The organism is Arthrobacter sp. NPDC056691 (assembly GCF_042791415.1).
GTDB lineage: Bacteria > Actinomycetota > Actinomycetes > Actinomycetales > Micrococcaceae > Arthrobacter.
The window spans coordinates 101078-123152 of the sequence record NZ_JBHTXX010000004.1 but is presented as its reverse complement, the minus strand read 5'-3'; the positions used below and the strand labels follow the sequence as shown (position 1 = coordinate 123152).

Below are 22075 nucleotides of genomic sequence, written 5' to 3'. Positions count from 1 at the left end.
ATCGGACAGCTCTCACCTTCGGCAGTAGCTCTGCCCCCACCCACGGAGTTTCAATGACCGCAACTTCACACGTCGATTCAGAGACTGGTCCCAGCAGCAAGCGTGAGGAACGCAAAGTCCTTGCCGGCACGCTGGTGGGCACAACCATCGAGTGGTACGACTTCTTCATCTTCGCCCAGCTGACGGCAACGCTGCTGTCACCGCTGTTCCTGGCCCCGCTGAACGAGTCCAACCCGGGCCTGGCGCAGATCCTCTCCTTCGCCCTGATCGGCATCAGCTTCCTGTTCCGGCCTCTTGGCGCCATCGTTGCCGGGCATCTGGGTGACCGCCTGGGACGCAAGGCCATGCTGGTGTTCACCCTCATCATGATGGGTGCGGCCACGGCGCTGATCGGCATGCTGCCCACCTATGGCCAGATCGGCTTCTGGGCGCCGGTGCTGCTGATCACCCTCCGAGTCATCCAGGGCTTCTCCGCCGGCGGTGAATGGGGCGGTGCGGCGCTGATGGCGGTGGAGCACGCACCCAAGAGCAGGCGCGGCCTGTTCGGAGCCTACCCGCAGATCGGCGTCCCGGTGGGCATGATCCTGGCCACCGGGCTGCTGTTCTTCCTCAACACGGGCATGTCCAAGGAAGACTTCGCCTCGTGGGGCTGGCGCGTTCCGTTCCTGCTCTCCATCGTGCTGATCGTGGTGGGCTACCTGATCCGCCGCGCCGTGGGTGAAAGCCCCGTCTTCAAGGAAATGACTGCCCGCAAGGAAGAAAGCAAGGCCCCGCTCGGTGAGCTCATTCGCAGCCACAAGAAGGCCGTCCTCTACTCCACCATGATCTTCATCGGCAACAACGCCGCCGGCTACCTCCTGATTGCCTTCTTCATCGCCTACGCCACCAGGACCCTGAAGATGCCCACCCCGCAGATCCTGCTGGCCACCACGCTGGCATCCTTCGGCTGGCTGATCTTCACCCTGGTGGGCGGCTGGCTCTCGGACAGGATCGGCCGGGTCAAGACCTTCCTGACCGGCTACGCGATCGTCTTCGCCTGGATGATCCCCATGTTCGCCCTCATCGACACGAAGGACATCATGCTCTACGGCGTGGCGCTGTTCGTCCTCACGGTGGGCCTGGGGCTGTCCTACGGCCCCATGTCCGCCATGTACGCGGAGATGTTCCCGGCCAACGTGCGCTACTCGGGCATCTCGATCGGCTATGCCTTCGGCGCCATCCTGGGCGGTGCGTTCGCCGCCACCATCGCCGAGTCGCTCCTGCAGAGCACCAAGTGGACCGGTTCCATCGGCATCTACATCATGATCCTGTGCGTCATCTCGGCCATCGGCGTCATCCTGGCGAAGGAGACGCGGGGCCGCCCGCTCGGCGTCAGCCGGCACTAAATCAGCCGGCACTAGAGCGGTCAGCCGGCACTAAATGCGGGCGCCGTGCAGCAGGGCTATGGCGTCTTCGTCGCTGAGCTGGTCGAAGTGCCGGTAAAAAGCTCCGACGGCCCGGAACCTTCCCGGCAAGTGGAGGCACAGGACGTTGCAGACGCGGGACAGTGACTTCTCCGCCTCGATCGAACCGACGGGCGCGGCAGCCACCACGGTTGCTGCGCCGGCCGTGCGTACCGCTTCGACGGCTGCCCGCATGGTGGCCCCCGTCGCCAGGCCGTCGTCCACGAGCAGGGCCGTCTTGCCGTGGACGTCGGGGTCCACGGCCGGGTAGCTGTCGGCGCGGCGCATCAGTTCGTTCCGCTCCCGGCGCTCCACCTGGTCGAGCCACTCCTGCCGCACGCCGTCCCCAAGAATCCGCTCCACGAGCGGCCTGTTGAGGAGGCGGACGATTCTGCCGCCCGAATATGCCAGCGCGCCGAATGCGGTCTCGTCATGGCCAGGGATGCCGAGTTTGCGGACCAGCAGGGCGCCGAACGGCAGGTGCAGTACCTCAGCCGCGGCGGCCGCCACCGGGATACCGCCGCGGGCCAGGCCCAGCACAACGGTATCCGGGCGCTCGCGGAATTGCGGAAGGGCGGCCGCAAGCTGCCGTCCTGCGTCTTCCCGGTCCTCAAAAACCATGGCCATGGGTTCCTCTTCCGGTGTCTCCGCCCCCAAGGTCCAGCCTACGCCGGTCGGCTCCGGCGGGAGCCGGGGTATTCGACGACGGCGTTCGGGTCGACGGCGTTCGGGTCCAGGAGGTTCAGGTCCAGGAGCAGGGCGGGAACCGGGCTATCTAACTGCCAAGGAACGCGACTGCCGCCTGCTTGAAGGCCCGGCTGGTGATGGCGTTCGTGTGTGTGCGTCCGGGCAGGACCAGCTGCTCGGCCTTCGAGCCGGCGCTCTGTGCCAGTTCGGCCAGCTGAGGCATGGACGCGGCGCGTTCATCGTTTTCGCCGGCCACCAGCAGCACGGGCATGTGGGGCACGGCCTCCGCGGGGTCGTACGGTTCACCCTTGATAGCTTCAATCAGGGACAGCAGGGCGAAGATGTTGTTGCTCGGCAGCGACTGCGCCATGCTCAGGAGCCCGGCCGTGGACGTGTCCGCGATGGGCGTGCCATCTGCCAGGTACCGCTGGGCGGCCACAAGGTCGAAAGCTGCCAGGGGGTCGGCCACGTTCGGGCCGCCCAGCACCAGCCGGTGGACCAGCTCCGGCTGGGTGGCGCCGAATTCCCAGGCAAGCCGGGAGCCGAGGGAATAACCGATCACGTCCAGCCCGCTGGCGGGGTCACCGTCGCGCAGAGGCCGGGCGCCGGCGTCGAACGCGATCTGCAGGAGGTCCGCCCTGATCCTGCTGGGGGAGTAGGAGTCCATGTCCTCCGGCGCGCCGCTCCGGCCGTGGCCGGGAAGATCGACGGCGATGACGCGGCGGCCGGCCTCCAGGAGCGCGGGAATCCAGCCGGTGTCTTCCCAATTCAGCTTGCTGGACGCGGAGAAACCGTGAATGAGGAGGATGGGGCGGAGGCCGGCGTCGTTCTTGGGGTCATGCACCTCGACGTAGAGCTGCGGGTCGGTGCCCTCGACCGTGTGGGAGTGCTGTTCGCCGGTGTGTCTGCCGCTCATCGCCTCAGTCCTCGTCAAGTCTCAATCCTTGTCAGGTGCAGGGCTGGCCGGGACTGCTTCGTCGCCGGTCCGCCGTGGATGGGCACCACTCTACCTGCCTGCGGACCGGGCAAATCGACTGCTTCCCAACTGGACAGCAGCTGAGGGGGTTCCCACGCCCGGGAAGCCCCTCAGGTGCTACTTACTTGGGCGGCGCAGTTAACTTGGTCGGTGCGGTCCGGTGTCCGCGGGCGCGCCGGGATGCCGCGAACCGGGCCCCCGCCCAGCAGGCCGCGGCGATACCGGCAATCAGCAGCAGCGTGCTGATCAGCTGGACGCGGCTGCTCTCGGCGCTGAAGCCCACGGCAAACACCATCGCAAGCAGCACGAGGCCGAACACTGTGAGCCCGGGGAAGCCCTTCATCCGCAGCGGCAGGGGAGTGCCGTCGCGGTCCGCCCGCCGGCGCAGGATGAGCTGGGAGACCAGGGCCGAACCCCACACCACGAGGCACGTGGACCCGACCAGCTGGAACAGGGCAGGCAGGATGCGCCCGGGGAACAGCAGTTCCAGGACCGTGGCGATGAAACCGAACGCGACGGAGACGCCGACGGCGACCACCGGCACCCCGGCGCCGCTGAGCCGGGACAGGAAGCCGGGAGCCTCGCCGCGCTCTGCGAGCGAGAACACCATGCGGGAGGCCCCGTAGAGGTTGGCGTTCAGGGCGGACAGCAGGGCGACGACGGCCACGAGGGTGATGGCGGTGGCGGCACCCGGGATGCCGGCTGCATCCAGGACGCCCGCGAACGGCGAGGAGAGCGCCTCTGAGGTGGCAGGGAGAACGGCGGCGATCACGAAGACGGAGCCGATGTAGAAGACCAGGATCCGCCACACCACGGTGCGGATGGCCTTGGTGACACTGTGCTCGGGGTCTTCGGTCTCAGCGGCTGCGACACTCACGATCTCCGTGCCGCCAAACGCGAAAATCACCACGAAGAGGGCCGTGGCAACACCGCCGAGGCCCGAGGGCGCGAAGTCTCCTGTGATGTTGGCCAATCCCGGGGACGCCGCATCCGGCAGGAGCCCGAGGATCAGGGCGGCGCCGATGCCGAGGAACAGGACGATGGCGGTCACCTTGAGGATGGCAAACCAGAATTCGAACTCGCCGAAGTTCTTCACGCCGGCGAGGTTGATGCCAGTGAACACCACCATGAACACCAGGGAGAGCGCCCACACCGGAATCACAGGCCAGACTGAAAACAGCAGCCCCGCGGCGCCGAGTGCTTCGGCGGCGATGACCACCACCAGCTGCAGCCACCAGAGCCAGCCCACGGTTGCCCCGGCGGTCCTGCCCATGGCGCGTTCGGCGTACACGGAGAAGGCGCCGCTGTTGGGGTTGGCTGCTGCCATTTCGCCGAGAGCCCACATGACCAGGATGATGAGCGTGCCCGCCACAAGGTAGGAAACCAGGACTGCGGGGCCGGCCGCCTGGACGCCGGCGCCGGAGCCGAGGAAGAGCCCGGCGCCAATGGCGCTGCCCAGGCCCATCATGGTGAGCTGGCGTGGCTTCATAGTGTGGCGGAGCTGCACAGCGGGTCGCTCTGCCGTGGACTTCATCGTCATGCTGCGTACCTTCTTGGGGTTGGGGAACTGGTCCTTTTGGGACCTTTCGAATTTACACCCAACTTTCGCGAAACATTTTGCATCCCGAGCCACTGGCCTTAGAATCAGTTCAGGTCAACTTGACTATAACTAATCCAGGCGGGCCCGCACGGGCCGGCCGATCGCAGCGAAGCGGGTGATTGCCGTGTACACCACCTCAGCCAACGTGGCCGAGCGGCAGTCCGCGCCGCCGTCGCTCGCCATTTCCACGGTGATTTTCGCGCTCCGGCCCAGCGAGTCATCCGGCCGCCCCACGCTTTGGATCCCGCTGGTCCGGCGGATCCGGGAACCGTTCAAAGGCCAGTGGGCCCTGCCCGGCGGCCCGCTGACACACGTTGAATCCCTGCAGGATGCCGCCTCGCGGAACCTGCGGGAAACCACGGGGCTAGCACCGAGCTACCTAGAGCAGCTCTACGCCTTCGGCGGCCTGCACCGCTCACCCACCCAACGCGTGGTGTCCATCGTCTACTGGGCGCTGGTCCAGCCCACCGAAGCTGCCCTCGCTGACGAATCCGAGAATGTCCGGTGGTTCCGTGCCGACAAGCTCGGCAGCCTGGCCTTCGACCACGACGCGATTGTGGACTACGCCCTCTGGCGCCTGCGGAACAAGCTGGCCTACGGCGCCATCGCTTACCACTTCCTGGGGGAGTACTTCACCCTCGCCCAGGTCCGCGAGGTCTACGAAGCCGTGCTGGACACGCAACTGGATCCCGCCAACTTCCGCCGGCAGATCAAGTCGACGCCGGAAATCGAAGAAACCGGTGAATACCTCCAGGGCGGCAAGCACCGCCCGCCGCGTCTTTACCGATTTACCGGCCGCCCCGGCCTCGACCCAGATAACAGGAGCACCCCATGAGCAGCGTCAACACTGCCATCCAGCTGATCACGCGTGAACAGGCCGAGAAGGCCACGGCAGCCGGCACCGGCGGCACCTGCAGCCCGGCGCTCGCCAAGGGGCCCTGGGAGTATGACCTCGCGGAAACGCTCGCCGGTGTTCCGGCCTACGGTCCCGGGGCCTCCAGCGCGGACGCCGCACCCGCCTCGACGCCGCGCCAGGGCCAGCTTCCCGAGGAGTACAAGCGTGCCGGCGAAGCCGAACTCGATGCCCGGATCCGTGCTGCCAAGGCGGCCCTGGGCGACCGTGCCGTCATCCTGGGCCACTTCTACCAGCGTGACGAGGTTGTCCAGTACGCCGACTTTGTCGGTGACTCCTTCCAGCTGGCCAACGCCGCCCTGACCCGGCCCGACGCCGAAGCGATCGTGTTCTGCGGCGTGCACTTCATGGCCGAAACCGCCGACACCCTCTCCACGCCGGAGCAGACTGTCATCCTGCCCAACCTCGCTGCCGGATGCTCGATGGCGGACATGGCCGACGCCGATTCCGTGGAGGACTGCTGGGAGCAGCTCGAGGAGATCTTCGGCACCGGGCCCGACGCCGAAGGCCGTGTTCCGGTCATCCCCGTCACCTACATGAATTCCTCCGCGGCGCTGAAGGCCTTCTGCGGCCGGAACGGCGGCATCGTGTGCACCTCCTCGAACGCCAAGACGGTCCTCGAGTGGGCCTTCGAGCGCGGCCAGCGCGTCCTTTTCTTCCCGGACCAGCACCTCGGCCGGAACACGGCCAAGGCGCTCGGCGTCCCGCTCGAGCAGATGCCCCTGTGGAACCCGCGCAAAGAACTTGGCGGCAACGACGAACAGGCCCTGCTGGACTCGCGCGTCATCCTCTGGCACGGCTTCTGCTCGGTCCACAAGCGCTTCAGCGTGGCCCAGATCGAGAAGGCCCGCGCCGACTTCCCGGGGGTCAACGTCATTGTGCACCCCGAATGCCCCATGGAAGTGGTGGACGCGGCTGACTCCGCCGGGTCCACGGACTTCATCCAGAAGGCCATCGCCGCGGCCGCCGAGCCCACGGTCTTCGCGATCGGCACCGAGATCAACATGGTGAACCGGCTGGCGGCCCAGTACCCGCAGCACACCATCTTCTGCCTGGACCCGGTCATCTGCCCCTGCAGCACCATGTACCGCATCCACCCCGGCTACCTGGCGTGGGTGCTCGAAGAGCTCGTCGCCGGCCGCGTGGTCAACCGCATCACCGTGGACGACGACGTGCAGCAGGACGCCAGGACAGCACTCGAGCGCATGCTCGCCGCCAAGCCCCAATAGAGAGCCCACCATGACCAGCGAAAACGGAACGGCCGGCCGCCGGCGGCTCGCCGTCGTCGGCAGCGGCATCGCCGGCCTCTACGCCGCGCTGCTCGCGGCGGAGGCAGGCGCCGATGTGGTGCTGCTGACCAAGGGCGCGCTCGCGGACAGCAACACGTACTTCGCCCAGGGCGGCATTTCCGCCGTCCTCGACGAGCCGTCGCCCGGCGACACCGTGGCCGCCCACATCGCCGACACCCTGAAGGCCGGCGCCGGGCACTGCAACCCGGCGGCCGTCCGGGTGCTGTGCACCGAGGCGCGCAGCGACATCGCCGGGCTCGGCCGCTTCGGCGTCCGCTTTGACCTGGACGACGACGGCGATCCCGCCCTGGGTCTCGAAGCCGCCCACTCCGCGCCGCGGATCCTGCACGCCGGCGGCGACGCCACCGGCGCCGGCATCGCCAACGCCCTGATCTGCGCCGTGCTGGCCGCCCAGGCCACGGGCAGGATCCGGCTGCTGGGCCACACCAGCGTCACAGCCCTCGTGCAGCAGGGCCGGCGGGTCACGGGCGTTCAGTTCCTGCAGGACGGCCGGCCGGCCAGCATCCAGGCCGACGCCGTGCTGCTGGCCACCGGCGGGGCAGGGCAGCTGTTCGCGCAGACCACCAACCCTTCCGTTGCCACCGCCGACGGCCTGGCCCTCGCCTGGCGCGCCGGTGCCGCCGTCGCGGACCTGGAATTCTTCCAGTTCCACCCCACCTGCCTGGTCCGCCAGGGCGCGGGAGCGAAGTCCGACGGCGGCCAGGACCCGCTGCTGATCTCCGAGGCAGTGCGCGGCGAAGGTGCCATCCTCGTTGACGCCCACGGCAGCCGCTTCCTGCACGGCTACCACCCCGACGCCGAACTGGCCCCGCGCGACGTCGTTTCCCGCAGCATTGCCCTGCACCTGGCCGCGCTCGGCGACCCCAACGGCCACGTCTTCCTCGACGCCCGGAGCCTCGAGGAGTCCCGGGGAGCGGGGTACCTGGAGCGCCGCTTCCCCACCATCACCCGCCGTACCCGCGAAGCCGGAATTGACTGGACGCGGGAACTCGTCCCCGTCGCGCCGGCCGCGCATTACTGGATGGGCGGCGTTTCCACCGACCTGCACGGCCGCACCACGGTCCCCGGGCTCTTCGCGGCCGGCGAAGTCGCCTGCGCCGGAGTCCAGGGCGCCAACCGGCTGGCCAGCAACTCGCTCCTCGAAGGACTGGTGTTCGGGCGGCGGGCTGTTGAAGCGTTTCTGGATCTGTCGCCTGAACCGTCGCAAGACAGCACTACTCCGCGTCCCCACGACCTCCCTAACCTCGCAAGCTCGGCCAGGGAACCCGGATCGCGTGGGCCCACGGCCGCGAGCGGCCTCCCCTTGACGCACGCTTCCGTAGTACTGTCCCGCGACTTCGCATCCAATGACCACACCGCCATGCCCTTCACCGGAAAAGTCGCCGAGCAGGACTCCCTGCCTGCGTGGGCGCTCGACGGGGTTTCAGCGAGTGCGCCCGAGAGGTCCGATGCTGAACCAGGCGAATTTTCTCGGGAAGCTTTGCGGCGGCTGATGACTGCCAAGGCCGGGGTGCTTCGCAGCGGCGAACTGTTGCGGGAGGCGGGGGCTGAGATTGCCGGGTGGTTCGAAGACGTGTGTCCGGAAGTCGCGCCGCATTCGGCGGACCCGCGGACCCATGAGGACGCCAACCTGCTGCTTGCCGCGCAGTTGCTGGTCCACGCCGCCCGCGAACGACCCGGTTCCCTTGGCGCGCACTACCGGGACGACAGCCTGCCGGAGATCGCGATGGCTGACGCCCTAGACGAAGAATTCAGAATGAGCCCGAAAGCGAGCCTTGTCCATGACTAGCCTGACCCTCCCTGCAGCACCCGTCCGCGACATCCTGGAGCGGGCCCTCGCGGAGGATGCGCCCAGCGGGGACATCACCTCACAGCTGCTGATCCCCGCCGAAGCCCGCGCCACCGCCGTGCTCAATGCCCGCGTCCCGGGGGTCTTCAGCGGCGGCAGCGTGTTCCGCGACGCGATGCTGATGGTGGACCCGGACACGCAGGTGGAGCTGCTCGTGGCCGACGGCGAAGCGTTCGCGGCCGGAACAAAGCTCGCGCGGGTCACGGGCCGGGCGCGCAGCGTGCTGCTCGCCGAGCGGGTCGGCCTGAACCTGGCCCAGCGGATGAGCGCGATCGCAACCAGGACGGCGGAATTCGTGGCCCTGGCCGCCGGCACCAAGGCACGCATCACGGACACCCGCAAAACCACCCCCGGCCTGCGCGTCCTGGAACGCTACGCCGTCCGCTGCGGCGGCGGCGCCAACCACCGCTACAGCCTGTCGGATGCCGTGCTGGCCAAGGACAACCACCTTGCCGTCATGACCGGGGGAGACCCGGCGCGGCTGACCGCGCTGCTCGCCGGCGGGAAGGCCCAGCTGGGGCACACCACGCACTTCGAGGTGGAGGTGGACAGCGCCGACCAGATCGAGCCCGTCCTGGCCGCCGGGGTGGACACCATCATGCTGGACAACTTCAGCCTTGAGGACCTGCGTGCAGGTGTCCGCCAGGTCGCCGGGCGGGCCGTGGTGGAGGCCAGCGGCAACGTCAACCTGCGCACGGTGGCGGATATCGCCGCCGCCGGTGTGGACGTCATCTCCGTCGGGGCCCTGACGCACAGCGTCACGGCCCTGGACCTCGGCCTGGACGTCGAACTGACAGTGGGGTGAACACACGATGATCTTCCTGGACGCAGCAGCCACAACACCGGTCCGGCGGGAGGTGCTGGAGGCCATGTGGCCTTACCTCACCGGCGAATTCGGCAACCCGTCAAGCCACCACTCGCTCGGTGACTCCGCCGCGCGGGCGCTCACGGATGCCCGCAAGACCGTGGCCGCGGTGCTGGGCTGCCGGCCGGGGGAGATCACGTTCACGTCGGGCGGCACGGAGGCGGACAACCTCGCCGTCAAGGGTATTGCCCTGGCGCGGCAGGCCGCGGACCCGGCGCTGAACCGGGTGGTGATCAGCGCCGTCGAGCATCCCGCCGTTGAGGAGTCCGCACGGTACCTTGGGCGCTTCCACGGCTTCAGCGTGGACGTGGTGCCGGTGGACCGGAACGGTACGGTAACCCCGGAGGCACTGGCCACGGTGCTGCGGGACGAAACCGCGCTGGTCAGCATCATGTACGCCAACAACGAGGTAGGGACCGTCCAGCCGGTGGCCGAACTGGCGGCACTGGCGAAGGGGCGGGGAATCCCCTTCCACACCGACGCCGTGCAGGCAGCCGGCTGGCTGCCGCTGGACGTGAGGACGCTCGGCGTGGACGCACTGAGCATCTCCGGGCACAAGCTCGGGGCGCCCAAGGGCAACGGGGTTTTGTTTGTCCGCGGCCGGACCCGCGTTGAGCCACTGGTGCACGGCGGCGGCCAGGAACGGGGCCGGCGTTCCGGCACCGAGAACGTTGCGGGCGCCGTGGCTCTGGCCACAGCTCTCGCCCTGGCGCACGCCGACCAGCCCGCGCTCGCGGCCCGCGTCACGGACCTCCGCGACCGCTTTGTCGCCGCGGTATTGGGAAGCGTTCCCGGGGCATTGCTGACCGGCCATCCCTCCGAACGGCTGCCCTCCGTGGCGTCGTTCTGCTTCCCGGGCACCAGCGGGGAGTCCGTGCTCCTGGAACTCGAACGCCAGGGCGTGGTCTGCTCCAGCGGCTCGGCCTGCGCGGCCGGATCCGATGCGCCGTCACCGGTGCTGGTGGCGCTCGGCATCGAAGCGGAGGTGGCGCAGACCGCCGTGCGGTTCAGCTTTGATTCGTCGGTGACCGCCACCGATCTGGAGGCTGCCGCCGCCGCGGTGACGGCCGCCGTCGGAAGCGTCCGGAACCTGGGCCTGATCCCGGGTTAGGGCCGGTCAGCTGGCCGCCGCGACGGGATTGGAGAGCTCGCCGATTCCGCCCACCCGGCAGGTGACGGTGTCGCCCGGACGGATGCCGGCGCTCGCCGCCGGAAACCCGGTGAGCACCAGGTCGCCGGGGTGCAGGGTCATGAACGACGTCAGGTAGACGAGGACCTCGTCCACCTTCCAGCCCAGGTCCGCGGTGCTGGCCGCCGGCAGTTCGGTTCCGTTGTGGACGACGCCGACCGGCAGGTCCGCGGGATCCAGGCCGGTGACGATCCACGGGCCCGCCGGCGTAAACGTGTCCTGGCTCTTGGCGCTCAGCCACAGCTCATCGGACTTTTGCAGCCTGCGGGCAGTCACGTCATTGCCGATGGTGTACCCCAGAACCGCCGTCCGTGCGTTGTCGAGGGTCAGGTTTTTCGCTGTCCGGCCGACGACGACGGCCAGTTCCGCCTCCGGCTCCACCAGTCCGATGCCGGTCGGCAGTTCAATCGGCTCGCCCGGCCCGATCACGCTGGTGGCCGCCTTGTGGAAGGCCTGCGCGGGAAGGTCCCGGCCGGCCTGCCCGGTGTTGTGGGCCATCCCCAGGACATTGGCCGGCACGCTCGGCGCCAGGAAGGTGAAGCTGTCCTCCGAAACCTCGGCCCCGGGTTCCCACCCCTGACGGTGGTTACTGGCGGCGTTCGCCCTCGAGCCCGGGAACGGGGACTCCACCACGGTCCAGGTCCGTCCCGCCGGGCTCGCGAAGTCCGCGGCGCCGTTCGCCACGAAGAACTGCTCGGGAAGCTGTGCTGTGCCTGAGTTTGGGTTTGAGTCTGGGGCCCAGTCCGGGGCCCAGGACCGGGCCGAGGACGACGGGGCAGGAGTGCGGGGGCGGACCCGGGCGATCCGCTGGGCAGGTGGGGTGGTCATTCAGCCATCGTATGTGCCGGCCGAAGCTGCCACGAACCGCCCGGCGTCAGTACAGCTCGCCGACCGGGATCTCCACGGCCAGCCGGTTGGCGGGTCCGGCGAGCGGACAGGCCCAGGCCTCGTTGTAGGCGCAGGAGGGGTTGTACGCGAAGTTGAAATCCAGCACGTACTGGGCGTCGGACCCGGAACCGCGGACGCCATGGAATGCGCCCTTGATGGTGTCCAGGAGGTAGCGGCCGGCACCATAGCTTCCGTCAGGCTTCCCGGCGGTGGCGTCGCGGAACGGAACGAAGATCCCGCCGCCGTAGCCCGCCAGCTTCCACACCGCCAGCTGCCCCATCTCGGGAAGGTCGAAAGTACCCAGCCGGACAAACCGCACCTGGCCGTCTGTTCCTGTTTCCACGGTCATTTCCCGCCCGGCGCCCTCCTTGGTCAGGGGGACATAGAAGCGGTAGATGGGATCGTAGTCCGCCGTCTTGAGTCCGTAGAAGGAGGCTTTGGCTTCGGCCGTCAGCGCCGACGCAGGGTGTGTTCCGAACATGCGGTCGCGCTCCTGGCGCCAGTAGGCGTGGGCTTCAGCAGGGCTGTCCGCGGCGATCTTGCGCACCGTGTCGTAGAGGGCGAAGGTGCGCAGCCGCCAGTCGGCAATGTCGAGGGCGGACATGTTCGCCAGGGTCTGCTCTGCTGCGTCCAGCTCATGTTCGTCCATGACCTCAGCCTAGTTGCTAATTCATGGTCGAAACGCTGACAGGCAACCCGGTGGTGTCCGGGGTCCCGGTTAGGCTGGAGCCATGACAGGGATCACGGCCTCTGGACGTACGGGCATCGCCGCCGTCATGCTGCTGACGGCGGGACTGGTGGCCGGCTGCAGCAGCGACGGCAAGGGTGCGCCGGCCTGGACGGCGGAGCCGGGCACCAGCCCGGCAAGCGGGACGGCCTCCGGGACCGCGAGCCCCTCCTCCACCGCGCCGGACGGTGCCACAGCCTCGCCCGGTGCCACGGCAGCGGCTTGGAAGGTCTTCACCGATCCTGCCAAGACCGTGAGCTTCGAGCTTCCGCAGGACTGGATTGCCCAGTCGGTGGAACCTGACAAGGGAACCCTTCGCGGCGCCGTGAAGATCGAAGTCAAGGACAAGGACGGGACATATTTGGCCACCCTCCAGACGGGTCTGCCCAACACCACCGCGGCGACCTGCGCCGCGTCCGCCCGCAAGCCCTACGTCGTTGTCAGCAGTGTCCCCGTGGAGCTGCCGCACAGCGGCGGGCAGGGGACCATCGATCCGCACGTGGTGTTCAGGGTGATCCAGGGCTACCGCTACTTTGGCTCCTACGGCATCACCAATCTGGTGGGCGGCGCCGACTCGAAGGCGTGCCAGCTGCAGAATGTGGTGCAGGGCCTCGCGGGCAAGGGGAACTACTCGTTCAGCGACGTGCGCTCGCTCAAGGCGTTCGCGCCGGATGAAAAAGTGGCTCCGGCCAAAGCCTTCGACACCCTGGACCAGGCCGCCGGCTACGTCAACAAGGGCTCCGAGTTCGCCAACGTCCAGCGGATGCTAATGTCTCTGGAGATCAAGAGCTAGTCCCGCTGCGTCTCCGGCACACCCCAGCCCGCAGCCGCGACTGACCGACGCCGCCGCCTCACACCCCGGAGACCCATGGAACGAACTGTTGCTGCCCGCCTGGTATTCAAGACCGTGGCCGACACCAAGGTGGCGATGGCCATCTCCGTGGCGAGGAACGCCGGTTACACGTCCTTTGAGGAGGACCTCAGCGTGACGGCGGGAGGGGAACAGGTTCCGCTGACCGAGCTTTCGGACCATCATGGCGGCAGGTTCCACTACATGGAGTTTGCCGACCCCACGGAGGTGACGGTTGACTACTCCGCGACCGTCGGCGGCCGTGCCGAACCCGAGGATGCCTCGCTGATGGAGCTGATCCGCTACGTCCGGCCCAGCCGCTACGCGGAGTCGGACCGGCTGCTTCCCACCTCCTATGCGGAGTTTGGCGGGCTACAGGGCGGGGAGCTCCTGCAGGCCGTGCGCAAGTGGGTCTTCAATGAACTCCGCTATGTCAGCGGTTCCTCCCGCGGAACGGACGGCGCTGTGGAAACCCTCCTGAACCGGCGGGGCGTGTGCCGGGACTATGCGCACCTGGCGATCTCGCTGCTGCGTGCCAAGAACGTGCCGGCACGGCTGGCGGCCGTGTATGCGCCCGGCCTTTCCCCGATGGACTTCCATGCCGTGGCCGAGGCCCATGTCAACGGGGCATGGCACGTGGTCGACCCCACCGGCCTGGCGCCCAGGGACGCCATGCTGCGCATCACCGCCGGCCGCGACTCCTCGGATACAGCCTTCCTGTCCACCGTGGGCGGCAGCCTGTCCCTCCGGGAGATCCGGGTCTCCGCCACGGTCGACGGCGAGCTGCCGGTGGAGGATCCGGACAAGCCGGCCGTCATCCGCTGAGCGCAGCGCGGGCGGCGCGAACGACGGCGGCCCCGGCCTCCCGCCGTCGGCCGTCCGACGGCGGTGCTGTCACCGCCGTCCGCTAAGGGGACGGCAGCGACTAACGGGACTTCCCGCTAACGGGACGGCAGGGACGCGCGCAGCTTCTCCGTAAGCCGCAGCAGTTCCCGCTGCTCCGCCGCCGTCAGGGCCGGGGCAACAAGCTCGGCGATGTCCCGCACGTGCTCCCGGCCGATTTCCTTCTGCAGTGCCGCGCCCTCTTCCGTCAGCTTCAGCAGCACGCCCCGGCCGTCGTCCGGGGACGGCATGCGCTCCACGAGGCCGCGTTTCTCCAGCCGGTCCACCAGCCTGCTCAGGCTGGACTGGCTCAGGAGCACGTTGTCGTTCAGTTCGTTCAGGCGCAGCCACCCGGACGGGCACCGCGACAGGGTGAACAGCACGTCGTACTCGTTGACCGCCAGGTTCCGGAAAGCGGGGCCGGACTGCAGCCTGCGCATCACTGCCACCTGGGCGCGGAACAGGGACTCCCAGGTTTCGGCCGCCAGCCGGACTGTAGACATCGACGGCCCGGACGCCGCCGGGGCGGCCCGGGGTGTCACCGCGACTCCGCCGGGGAGGACCCGGCAGCGGCTGTGTCCTGGCCGGCAGTGTCCTGACCGATCGCCGCACCTGAGGCAGCGCCCTCACCTGCGGCGCCGTCGGCCGCGATCCGTGCGGCAACGCGTCCGGCGTGCGTGGGCGGAGCCGGGATGTGGGCGGGCGTGCGGTCCGCGTACTCCTTGCGCAACACCGGCAGGACCTCCTCGCCGAACATGTCCAGCTGTTCCAGGACGGTCTTCAGCGGCAGGCCTGCGTGGTCGATCAGGAACAGCTGGCGCTGGTAGTCGCCGAAGAACTCGCGAAACGTGAGGGTCTTCTCGATGACCTCCTGCGGGCTGCCGACGGTGAGCGGGGTCTGCGACGTGAAGTCCTCCAGCGACGGGCCGTGGCCGTAGACGGGGGCGTTGTCGAAGTACGGCCGGAATTCCCTGACGGCGTCCTGGGAGTTCTTCCGCATGAAGAACTGTCCGCCCAGCCCCACTATTGCCTGGTCGGCCTTGCCGTGGCCGTAGTGCTCGTAGCGCTCGCGGTACAGGCTGATCAGCTGCTGATAGTGCTCCTTCGGCCAGAAGATGTTGTTTGCGAAGAAACCGTCGCCGTAGTACGCCGCCACCTCGGCGATCTGGGGCGTGCGGATGGAGCCGTGCCATACAAAGGGGGCCACGCCGTCGAGCGGGCGCGGGGTTGAGGTGAAGTTCTGCAGCGGCGTGCGGAACTTACCTGACCAGTTGACGGTGTCCTCATCCCACAGCTTGCGCAGCAGGCTGTAGTTCTCGATGGCGAGCTCGATCCCGTCCTGGATGTTCTTGCCGAACCAGGGGTAGACCGGGGCAGTGTTGCCGCGTCCCAGCACCAGGTCCACGCGGCCGTCGGCGAGGTGCTGCAGCATGGCGAAGTCCTCGGCGATCTTGACCGGATCGTTCGTGGTGATCAGCGTGGTGGCCGTGGACAGCGTGATGCGCTCGGTCTGGGCGGCGATGTACGCGAGCGTGGTGGTGGGGGAGGAAGAGAAGAACGGCCGGTTGTGGTGCTCACCGATGGCGTAGACGTCCATGCCGATCTCTTCGACCTTCTTGGCGATCGCCACGGAGGCCTTGATGCGCTCGTGCTCGGTGGGGGTCCGGCCCGTGGTGGGGTCCTGGGTGATGTCGCTGACGCTGAATACGCCGATCTGCATGATGAGCCTTCCGTTCGCCGAAGTTGTTCGGGCCTGCACTAAACAGTGTACCCGATTTACATGCATTTGCATGTACTGCCCTCAACGTCCCCGGCGCCGGGATATTCCCGCCCCTCCCAACCGGGTAGCAGTTCAGGGCGTTCCCAGCGCCGGGAACGCCCTGAACTGCTACCCAGACGCGGACCAGCCGCGCGCGTGGAGTGCCAGCCTGACCTTGCGGGCGGCCGCCCTCGCGTCGTTGTCCATGTGCCTCTTGCCGATCCGCACCAGGATCCAGTCCGCGGCGGCAAAATCCTCGTCGCGGCTGATGTCCTTCAGCACCTGTGCCGGATCCGAGTGGCCCTCGCCGTCGTACTCAACGGCCACACGGAACTCCGGGTAGGACAGGTCGGGTTGGCGCACAATGCCGCCGCCCAGCGCCACCGGCACGTTGACGTCGGCATCGGGAAGTCCGCGGCGGGCCAGGGCAAGCCGCAGCCGCGTTTCCGGTGCGGAATCCGCGCCCACACGCGCCTGATCCAGCGCCAGGCGGGCCTTCCGGATCCCCGGCGTTCCCTTGTGCCTGTCCAGCATCTCGGCGAGTTCGTCCCGCGTGGCATGGGCTGCGGACCTCCTCTCGAACTCAGGGCGGGGCAAGCGGAGGAGATGGTCCGCCACCACCGTTAGCTCACCGATGCTCATCAGCCGTGCGATGTCCAGCCACGTCCGGGCCCTACTGGTCACGAATGCCCCGCCGAGGTCCACTATCTCGTCTGGGAAGAACTGCCCCCGGTGGCCCACCACACCACGCCGCCGGGCTATGGCAACCGCATCCGGACGGGAAATATGGATGCCCGGAAGGTCGGCTCCGGGGAGGAAGCCTGGAAACTCCCACAGCAGGAATGCCGTTGCATGCGATGCGGCGGAAAGGCCGGTGACGAGCGTATGGGGCCTGGCCAGCTGGGCAAGCTGCTGCGCCGACGTCGGGAGCGTGCCGGCGTCGGAAGGCATCCGGATGCCCCGGCTGGGGGTTACGAGACCGCCTATTTTCAGCCGGTCCCGGGCAACCCCGGCGATGAGTGCTTCGTTCACGGTGAAGGGCACGGACAGTTGGTCCGGCAGCGGGCTCGGATATTTCATGGCCCCATCGTGCCAAATTCCGGAGGCGGGAACGGGGTTATCCACAGGCTGCGAGGGGTTCGCCGCAGGTGGGTAGCAGCTCAGGGCGTTCCCAACGCTGGGAACGCCCTCAGCTGCTACCTAGTTGGGTGAGGAGGACAGGTGGGGAGGACAGGGTGGGGAGGAGAGGCGGAAGCGGTGGGGTTACTCGGGGGAGCCGGGGGCGGCGCGCCGGCCGCTGAGCTTGGGCACCATACCGGTGGTCCAGTCGGCGAACTCGGCATCGACGTCGTCATCGGCAGGGGAGAAACCGGGCCGCTGCTTGAGCTGGCGCAGGAGCTCCTTTTTCTCCTTACGCCCCTCCACCAGCCGGTACAGCACGGGGACGAGCACCAGCGTCAGCGCCGTGGAGGAGACCAGGCCGCCAATCACCACGATGGCCAGCGGCTGGGAAATGAACCCGCCGCCGCCCGTCATGCCGAGGGCCATGGGGGTCAGCGCGAAAACCGTGGCCAGCGCGGTCATGAGGATGGGGCGGAGCCGCTGCCGGGCGCCGTGCGTGATGGCGTCGGCCACGCCCATCCCCGGCTTGCCGCCGCGTGGCTTCCGATACTGGTTGATCAGGTCGATCAGCACGATCGCATTGGTCACCACGATGCCCACGAGCATCAGCATGCCGATCAGCGACGGCAGCCCCAGCGGCACCCGCGTGACCAGGAGCAGGGCAACCGCCCCGGTAGCCGCGAACGGCACCGAAACGAGGAGGATCAGCGGCTGCACCAGCGACTTGAACGCCGCCACCATGATCACGTAAACGATGGCGATGGCGGCCAGCAGCGCCAGGCCGAGCTGCCGGAACGATTCCGCCTGCTGGGTGGTGGCGCCACCGATCTCCGCGGTCACCCCGGCGGGCAGCTCCACGGCTTTGAGGCGCTGCTGCACCTCGGCGCTGACGGCGCCCAGGTTGGATCCCGACGGCGTGACGGACACCTGTGCGGTCCGCTGGCCGTTGCTTGAGGTGATGGAAACGGGCACGTCCACCTGCTCGACGGCGGCAATCCGGCCGAGCGGGACCGCACCGGATGCGGTGGGGAGCGGGATGTTGCGGACTGCCGCGATGCTGGTGAAGCGTTTGCCTTCGCCGATCTGGACGGGGAAGTCGTCCGTGTCGATGCGGACGGTGCCTGCCGGGACAGGGCTGATGGTCGAGGCCAGGACACCTGCCACCTGCTCTTCGGTCAGGCCCGCGGCAACCGCCTTGGCCCGGTCAACCTTCACCTGCACCACGGGCTGGCTGGCAGCCAGGTTGGTGGTCACCTCACTGCTCCCGGGAACCCCGGCCATGGCCTCGACCATGGCGTCGCTGGCTTTCCCCAGGTCATCGGAGGTGGCGGCCTTCAGGGTGATGTCCACGGTGGAGGACGTGCCGAAGCCTCCCTGCTGGGAACCGACGGAGATCTTGCCCGCAGCACCTGCAGACGCCAGCTCACTGCGGACGGTGTCCTGCAGCCTGCCCTGGTTCGCTTTTTCGTCGGTAACAACCGTGAACGAGGAATTCGAGGCGCCAGAGGACGTCAGCGCGGTGAACCCCGCCTGCGCATTGCCGGAGGTCACCTGCACATCCTTGATCCCGTCGATGCCAAGGAGCACATCCTCGACCTTCCGGGCCGCGGCGCTGGTGTCTTCGAGGCTCGTGCCGGCCGGAAGTTCCTGCTTGACCGTCATGCTGTTCTCGCCCGAACGCCCCAGCAGGTCGGTGGCGAGCAGCGGCGTCATCGCGGCGGTCCCGCCGAGAATCAGGACCGCGGCGATCAGGGTGAGCACGGGGTGCGCCTGGGTCTTGTTCAGGACCGGAAGATAGCCGCGCTGCAGGATGCTCCGCTGCTCGGCCTCGTGCGCCAGCGTCTGGACGTCCATGGCAGAACGCGCGGCGTCGCCCGCGCCTGCGTTTGCGGGGCTCTTCAGGAACCAGTACGCCAGCACGGGAACGATGGTCAGGGACACCAAGAGGGAGGAGAGCAGCGCAATGGTGACCGTCAGGGCGAACGGACGGAACAGCTCGCCGGCGAGCTCGCCCACAAACGCGATCGGGAGGAAGACGGCCACCGTCGTCAGCGTGGAAGCGGTGATGGCGCCGGCAACCTCACGGATGGAGGTGAGGATCGCGGTGAGCTTGGCTTCGCCGTAGCTCAGGTGCCGCTTGATGTTCTCGATCACCACGATCGAGTCGTCCACCACCCGGCCGATGGCGATGGTCAGTGCCCCGAGCGTCAGGATGTTCAGCGAATAGCCCGTGCCGGAGAGGCCGATGAAGGTGATCAGCAGCGACAGAGGAATGGAGACCGCGGTGACCAGGGTGGAGCGGACGGACATGAGGAAGAGAAGGATGACCGCCACCGCAAAACCGAGGCCCAGCAAACCCTCCGTGGTGAGGTCCTTGATGGACTTCTCGATAAAGGGTGCCTGGTCGAAGACGGGGGTGAACCTGGCCTTCGAGCCCAGCTCCGCCTCAAGCTGCGGCAGCAAATCCTTCACCGCGTGCGAGATCGCCACGGTGTCGCCCTCGGGCTTCTTGGTCACGGAAATGGCCAGCGTCTCGAGGCCGTTCGTCCGGGTGATGGACGTCCGCGCGTCATCCTTGATGCTGACATCGGCCACAGAACCGATGGTGGTGCCGGCGTTGGCCCCGCTGAGCGGAAGTGCCTTCACCGCGGCCACCGAGTCGACCGGGCTGCCGATCTGCAGGGACAGGCTTTGGCCCTTCTCCTCAATCGTGCCCGCCGGGACAAGGTCGCCGTTGTTGGTCAGGGCGTTCCGGACCGACTGGATGCTGGCACCGCCGGCGGCCATTCTGGCAGCGTTCGGCTGGATGAGGATGTGCCTGCTGGCGCCGCCTGTCACGTCGGCGCCGCGGACGCCGTCGAGCTTTTGCAGCCTCGGCACCGACAGCCGCTGGAGGTCCGTGTTCAGCTCACTCAGCGGCTTGTCGGAGGAGACGGCAAGGAAGACGATCGGGAAGTCGCTGATGCTCCCGGCTATGGCCTGCGGCTGGACGTCGTCCGGGAGCGTGCGCTTCGCATTGGAAATGGCCCGGTCGATCTGGTTCCGGGCACGGTCCAGGTTGGAGCCATAGGTGAACACCAGGCTGATCTGCGAGACGCCGTTGCGGGAGGTGGACGACGTCGACTCCAGGCCTTCGACGCCGTTCAGCGCCGTCTCAAGCGGCCGGCTGACCTGCTTGTCCACCACCTCGGGCGACGCCCCCGGCATCGACGTGATCACCGTGATCCGCGGGAACTCAATCGAGGGGATGAGTTCCTGCTTCAGCGAGGACATGGTGATCACGCCGAACACCGAGGCGAAGATGGTGATCAGCGCGATGAGCGCGCGGTTCCCGAGGGATAGGTGGGCCAGCCGGAACATCGCTTGATCTCCTGGGTTGACGGGTCGACGGACTGTTTGCCTTCGGTGGAACCTGCCGCAACCCGCGCCGGGTCAGCGCTGGACGGTCACCGCTGAACTGCGGGCGATGCTTCCAGCTGAAGGCTCTTGGCCGTAGCCTTCTCGAGCTCCGCCGCCAGCTCCGGGTTTTCGTTCAACTTGACACCGTAGCCCGGCATCATTTCCTTGAGCTTGGACTGCCAGCCCTTGAAGTTCTTGGGGAAGGACTTCTGCAGGAGCTCGATCATGATGGGCACGGCCGTGGACGCACCCGGTGAAGCGCCGAGGAGGGCGCCGACGGAACCGTCGCGGGCAGCAATCACCTCGGTGCCGAACTGCAGCACACCGCCCTTCTTCGGATCCTTCTTGATGATCTGCACACGCTGGCCGGCGGTAATGAGTTCCCAGTCGCCGTCCTTGGCCTCCGGGTAGTACTCGCGCAGTGCCTCCACCTTGTCACCGTGGCGCTTCGCCACCTCCTTGACCAGGTACGCCGTCAGGTCCATGTTGTCCTTGGCCACGGCGAGCATCGGGATGATGTTGCTCGGCCGGATGGACAGCGGGAGATCCAGGTAGCTGCCGTTCTTCAGGAAGTTCGTGGAGAAGCCGGCGTACGGGCCGAACAGCAGGGAGCGCTTGCCATTGACGTAGCGGGTGTCAAGGTGCGGCACGGACATGGGCGGGGCGCCCACGGAAGCCTGGCCGTAGACCTTGGCGTTGTGCTGGGAGGCGAGGGAGGGGTCCGTGCAGCGGAAGAACTGGCCGGACACGGGGAACCCGCCGAAACCCTTGCTTTCCGGGATGCCCGAGGCCTGCAGCAGGTGCAGCGCTCCGCCGCCGGCGCCGACGAAGACGAACTTGGCGCGGATACTGCCGCGCTCACCGGAAGCGGGGTGCTTGAGCGAAAGGTCCCAGCCGCCGTCGGACGCCCTGCGGACATCGGTGACGTCATGGCCGTAGTTGATTTCGACGCCGTTGTTGGCCAGGTAGCCGGTGAGCTCCCGGGTCAGCGCACCGAAGTCGACGTCGGTGCCTTCGGCGGCGCGGGTGGCGGCGACGCGCTGCTTGGTGTCGCGGCCCTTGACGATCAGCGGCGCCCACTTGGCGATCTGCGCGAAGTCCTCGGAGTACTCCATGCTCCGGAACAGCGTGTGTTCCTTGAGCGCGTTGTACCGGGTCTTGAGGAAGTTCGAGTTGTCGTCGCCGATGACGAAGCTCATGTGCGGAACGGTGTTGATGAATCCCTTGGGGGAGCCGATCAGGGAGTTGTCCACCAGGTGGGACCAGAACTGGCGGGACAGCTGGTACTGCTCGTTGATGTGCAGCGCCTTGGCAGGATTGACCGAGCCGTCTTTGGCGGCGGGGGAGTAATTAAGCTCACACAGCGCGGCGTGTCCGGTGCCGGCGTTGTTCCACGGTCCCGAGCTCTCCAGGCCGGCCTCGTCAAGCCGCTCGAACAGGGAGATGGTCCAGTTGGGTTCGAGCTGCTTGATGAACGCACCCAGCGTGGCGCTCATGATGCCGCCGCCAATAAGGACGACGTCGGCATGTTGGGTCTTGGAAATGAAGGTCACAATCAGTCTCCGATAGGCGGCTCTGGCTGTCACAGAATATCCCTGCACCGCCCACTAACTGAAA

Annotated in this window: 18 protein-coding genes; 8 read left to right on the top strand and 10 right to left on the bottom strand. The window is 67.8% G+C overall.

Annotation, left to right across the window (positions count from 1 at the left end; genetic code table 11):
* Nucleotides 1–53 precede the first annotated feature (53 nt).
* Nucleotides 54–1385, top strand: a complete 1332-nt coding sequence (locus ACFRAU_RS05605; RefSeq protein ID WP_377995138.1) for an MFS transporter — start codon at nt 54–56, stop codon at nt 1383–1385.
* A 30-nt stretch (nt 1386–1415) separates the two neighbouring features.
* Here ACFRAU_RS05605 and ACFRAU_RS05600 read toward each other — a convergent pair whose 3' ends face one another.
* The 3 genes from ACFRAU_RS05600 to ACFRAU_RS05590 all read right to left on the bottom strand — a co-directional run bounded on the left by ACFRAU_RS05600 (nt 1416) and on the right by ACFRAU_RS05590 (nt 4645).
* Nucleotides 1416–2069: a phosphoribosyltransferase gene (locus ACFRAU_RS05600; RefSeq protein ID WP_377999145.1), complete on the bottom strand. Its 654-nt coding sequence runs from the start codon at nt 2067–2069 to the stop codon at nt 1416–1418.
* Between the two features lie 148 nt (nt 2070–2217).
* Nucleotides 2218–3045, bottom strand: a complete 828-nt coding sequence (locus ACFRAU_RS05595) for an alpha/beta fold hydrolase (protein ID WP_377999193.1) — start codon at nt 3043–3045, stop codon at nt 2218–2220.
* A gap of 181 nt (nt 3046–3226) precedes the next feature.
* Entirely contained in the window at nt 3227–4645 is a 1419-nt protein-coding gene (locus ACFRAU_RS05590) for an amino acid permease (protein ID WP_377999144.1), read from the bottom strand.
* 175 nt (nt 4646–4820) lie between these two features.
* On the opposite strand from ACFRAU_RS05590, the gene ACFRAU_RS05585 reads away from it, so the two are divergent.
* From ACFRAU_RS05585 to ACFRAU_RS05565, 5 genes are read left to right on the top strand one after another with little or no spacing between them, the layout of a single operon-like run.
* The gene (locus tag ACFRAU_RS05585; RefSeq protein ID WP_377999143.1) at nt 4821–5540 is read left to right on the top strand and encodes an NUDIX domain-containing protein; all 720 of its coding nucleotides are present in this window, start codon (nt 4821–4823) and stop codon (nt 5538–5540) included.
* Complete coding sequence (gene nadA / locus ACFRAU_RS05580) at nt 5537–6847, top strand: quinolinate synthase NadA (protein ID WP_377999142.1); 1311 nt, start codon at nt 5537–5539, stop codon at nt 6845–6847. Before ACFRAU_RS05585 ends, nadA begins: the two co-directional genes overlap by 4 nt.
* 10 nt (nt 6848–6857) lie before the next feature.
* Nucleotides 6858–8717, top strand: coding sequence for an L-aspartate oxidase (gene nadB, locus ACFRAU_RS05575; protein WP_377999141.1), 1860 nt, complete (start codon nt 6858–6860; stop codon nt 8715–8717).
* Complete coding sequence (gene nadC, locus ACFRAU_RS05570) at nt 8710–9582, top strand: carboxylating nicotinate-nucleotide diphosphorylase (RefSeq protein ID WP_377999140.1); 873 nt, start codon at nt 8710–8712, stop codon at nt 9580–9582. The genes nadB and nadC overlap by 8 nt, the downstream gene beginning before the upstream one ends.
* Before the next feature lie 7 nt (nt 9583–9589).
* A complete protein-coding gene (locus ACFRAU_RS05565; RefSeq protein WP_377999139.1) occupies nt 9590–10753 on the top strand; it encodes a cysteine desulfurase family protein in 1164 nt (387 codons plus the stop codon).
* 6 nt (nt 10754–10759) lie between these two features.
* Here the strand turns inward: ACFRAU_RS05565 and ACFRAU_RS05560 are convergent, their stop codons facing one another.
* Both ACFRAU_RS05560 and ACFRAU_RS05555 read right to left on the bottom strand, forming a co-directional pair.
* Complete coding sequence (locus tag ACFRAU_RS05560) at nt 10760–11659, bottom strand: fumarylacetoacetate hydrolase family protein (RefSeq protein WP_377999138.1); 900 nt, start codon at nt 11657–11659, stop codon at nt 10760–10762.
* A 46-nt stretch (nt 11660–11705) separates the two neighbouring features.
* Nucleotides 11706–12368, bottom strand: a complete 663-nt coding sequence (locus ACFRAU_RS05555; RefSeq protein WP_377999137.1) for a DUF1684 domain-containing protein — start codon at nt 12366–12368, stop codon at nt 11706–11708.
* An 82-nt stretch (nt 12369–12450) separates the two neighbouring features.
* Between ACFRAU_RS05555 and ACFRAU_RS05550 the strand changes: the two genes are divergently transcribed.
* Entirely contained in the window at nt 12451–13239 is a 789-nt protein-coding gene (locus tag ACFRAU_RS05550; protein WP_377999136.1) for a hypothetical protein, read from the top strand.
* A 75-nt stretch (nt 13240–13314) separates the two neighbouring features.
* On the top strand, nt 13315–14121 hold the full coding sequence (locus ACFRAU_RS05545; RefSeq protein WP_377999135.1) for a transglutaminase family protein: 807 nt from the start codon (nt 13315–13317) through the stop codon (nt 14119–14121).
* A gap of 116 nt (nt 14122–14237) precedes the next feature.
* Here ACFRAU_RS05545 and ACFRAU_RS05540 read toward each other — a convergent pair whose 3' ends face one another.
* From ACFRAU_RS05540 to ACFRAU_RS05520, 5 genes are all read right to left on the bottom strand, one after another.
* Nucleotides 14238–14681 carry a MarR family winged helix-turn-helix transcriptional regulator gene (locus tag ACFRAU_RS05540; protein WP_377995191.1) on the bottom strand — a complete coding sequence of 148 codons (444 nt, stop codon included), beginning with the start codon at nt 14679–14681 and terminating at the stop codon, nt 14238–14240.
* A gap of 35 nt (nt 14682–14716) precedes the next feature.
* Nucleotides 14717–15898, bottom strand: a complete 1182-nt coding sequence (locus tag ACFRAU_RS05535) for an LLM class flavin-dependent oxidoreductase (RefSeq protein ID WP_377999134.1) — start codon at nt 15896–15898, stop codon at nt 14717–14719.
* A 168-nt stretch (nt 15899–16066) separates the two neighbouring features.
* On the bottom strand, nt 16067–17017 hold the full coding sequence (locus tag ACFRAU_RS05530) for an endonuclease domain-containing protein (protein WP_377999133.1): 951 nt from the start codon (nt 17015–17017) through the stop codon (nt 16067–16069).
* A 183-nt stretch (nt 17018–17200) separates the two neighbouring features.
* Nucleotides 17201–20419 carry an efflux RND transporter permease subunit gene (locus ACFRAU_RS05525; RefSeq protein ID WP_377999132.1) on the bottom strand — a complete coding sequence of 1073 codons (3219 nt, stop codon included), beginning with the start codon at nt 20417–20419 and terminating at the stop codon, nt 17201–17203.
* An 86-nt stretch (nt 20420–20505) separates the two neighbouring features.
* Nucleotides 20506–22011: a malate:quinone oxidoreductase gene (locus tag ACFRAU_RS05520; RefSeq protein ID WP_377998088.1), complete on the bottom strand. Its 1506-nt coding sequence runs from the start codon at nt 22009–22011 to the stop codon at nt 20506–20508.
* Between the last annotated feature and the right edge of the window lie 64 nt (nt 22012–22075).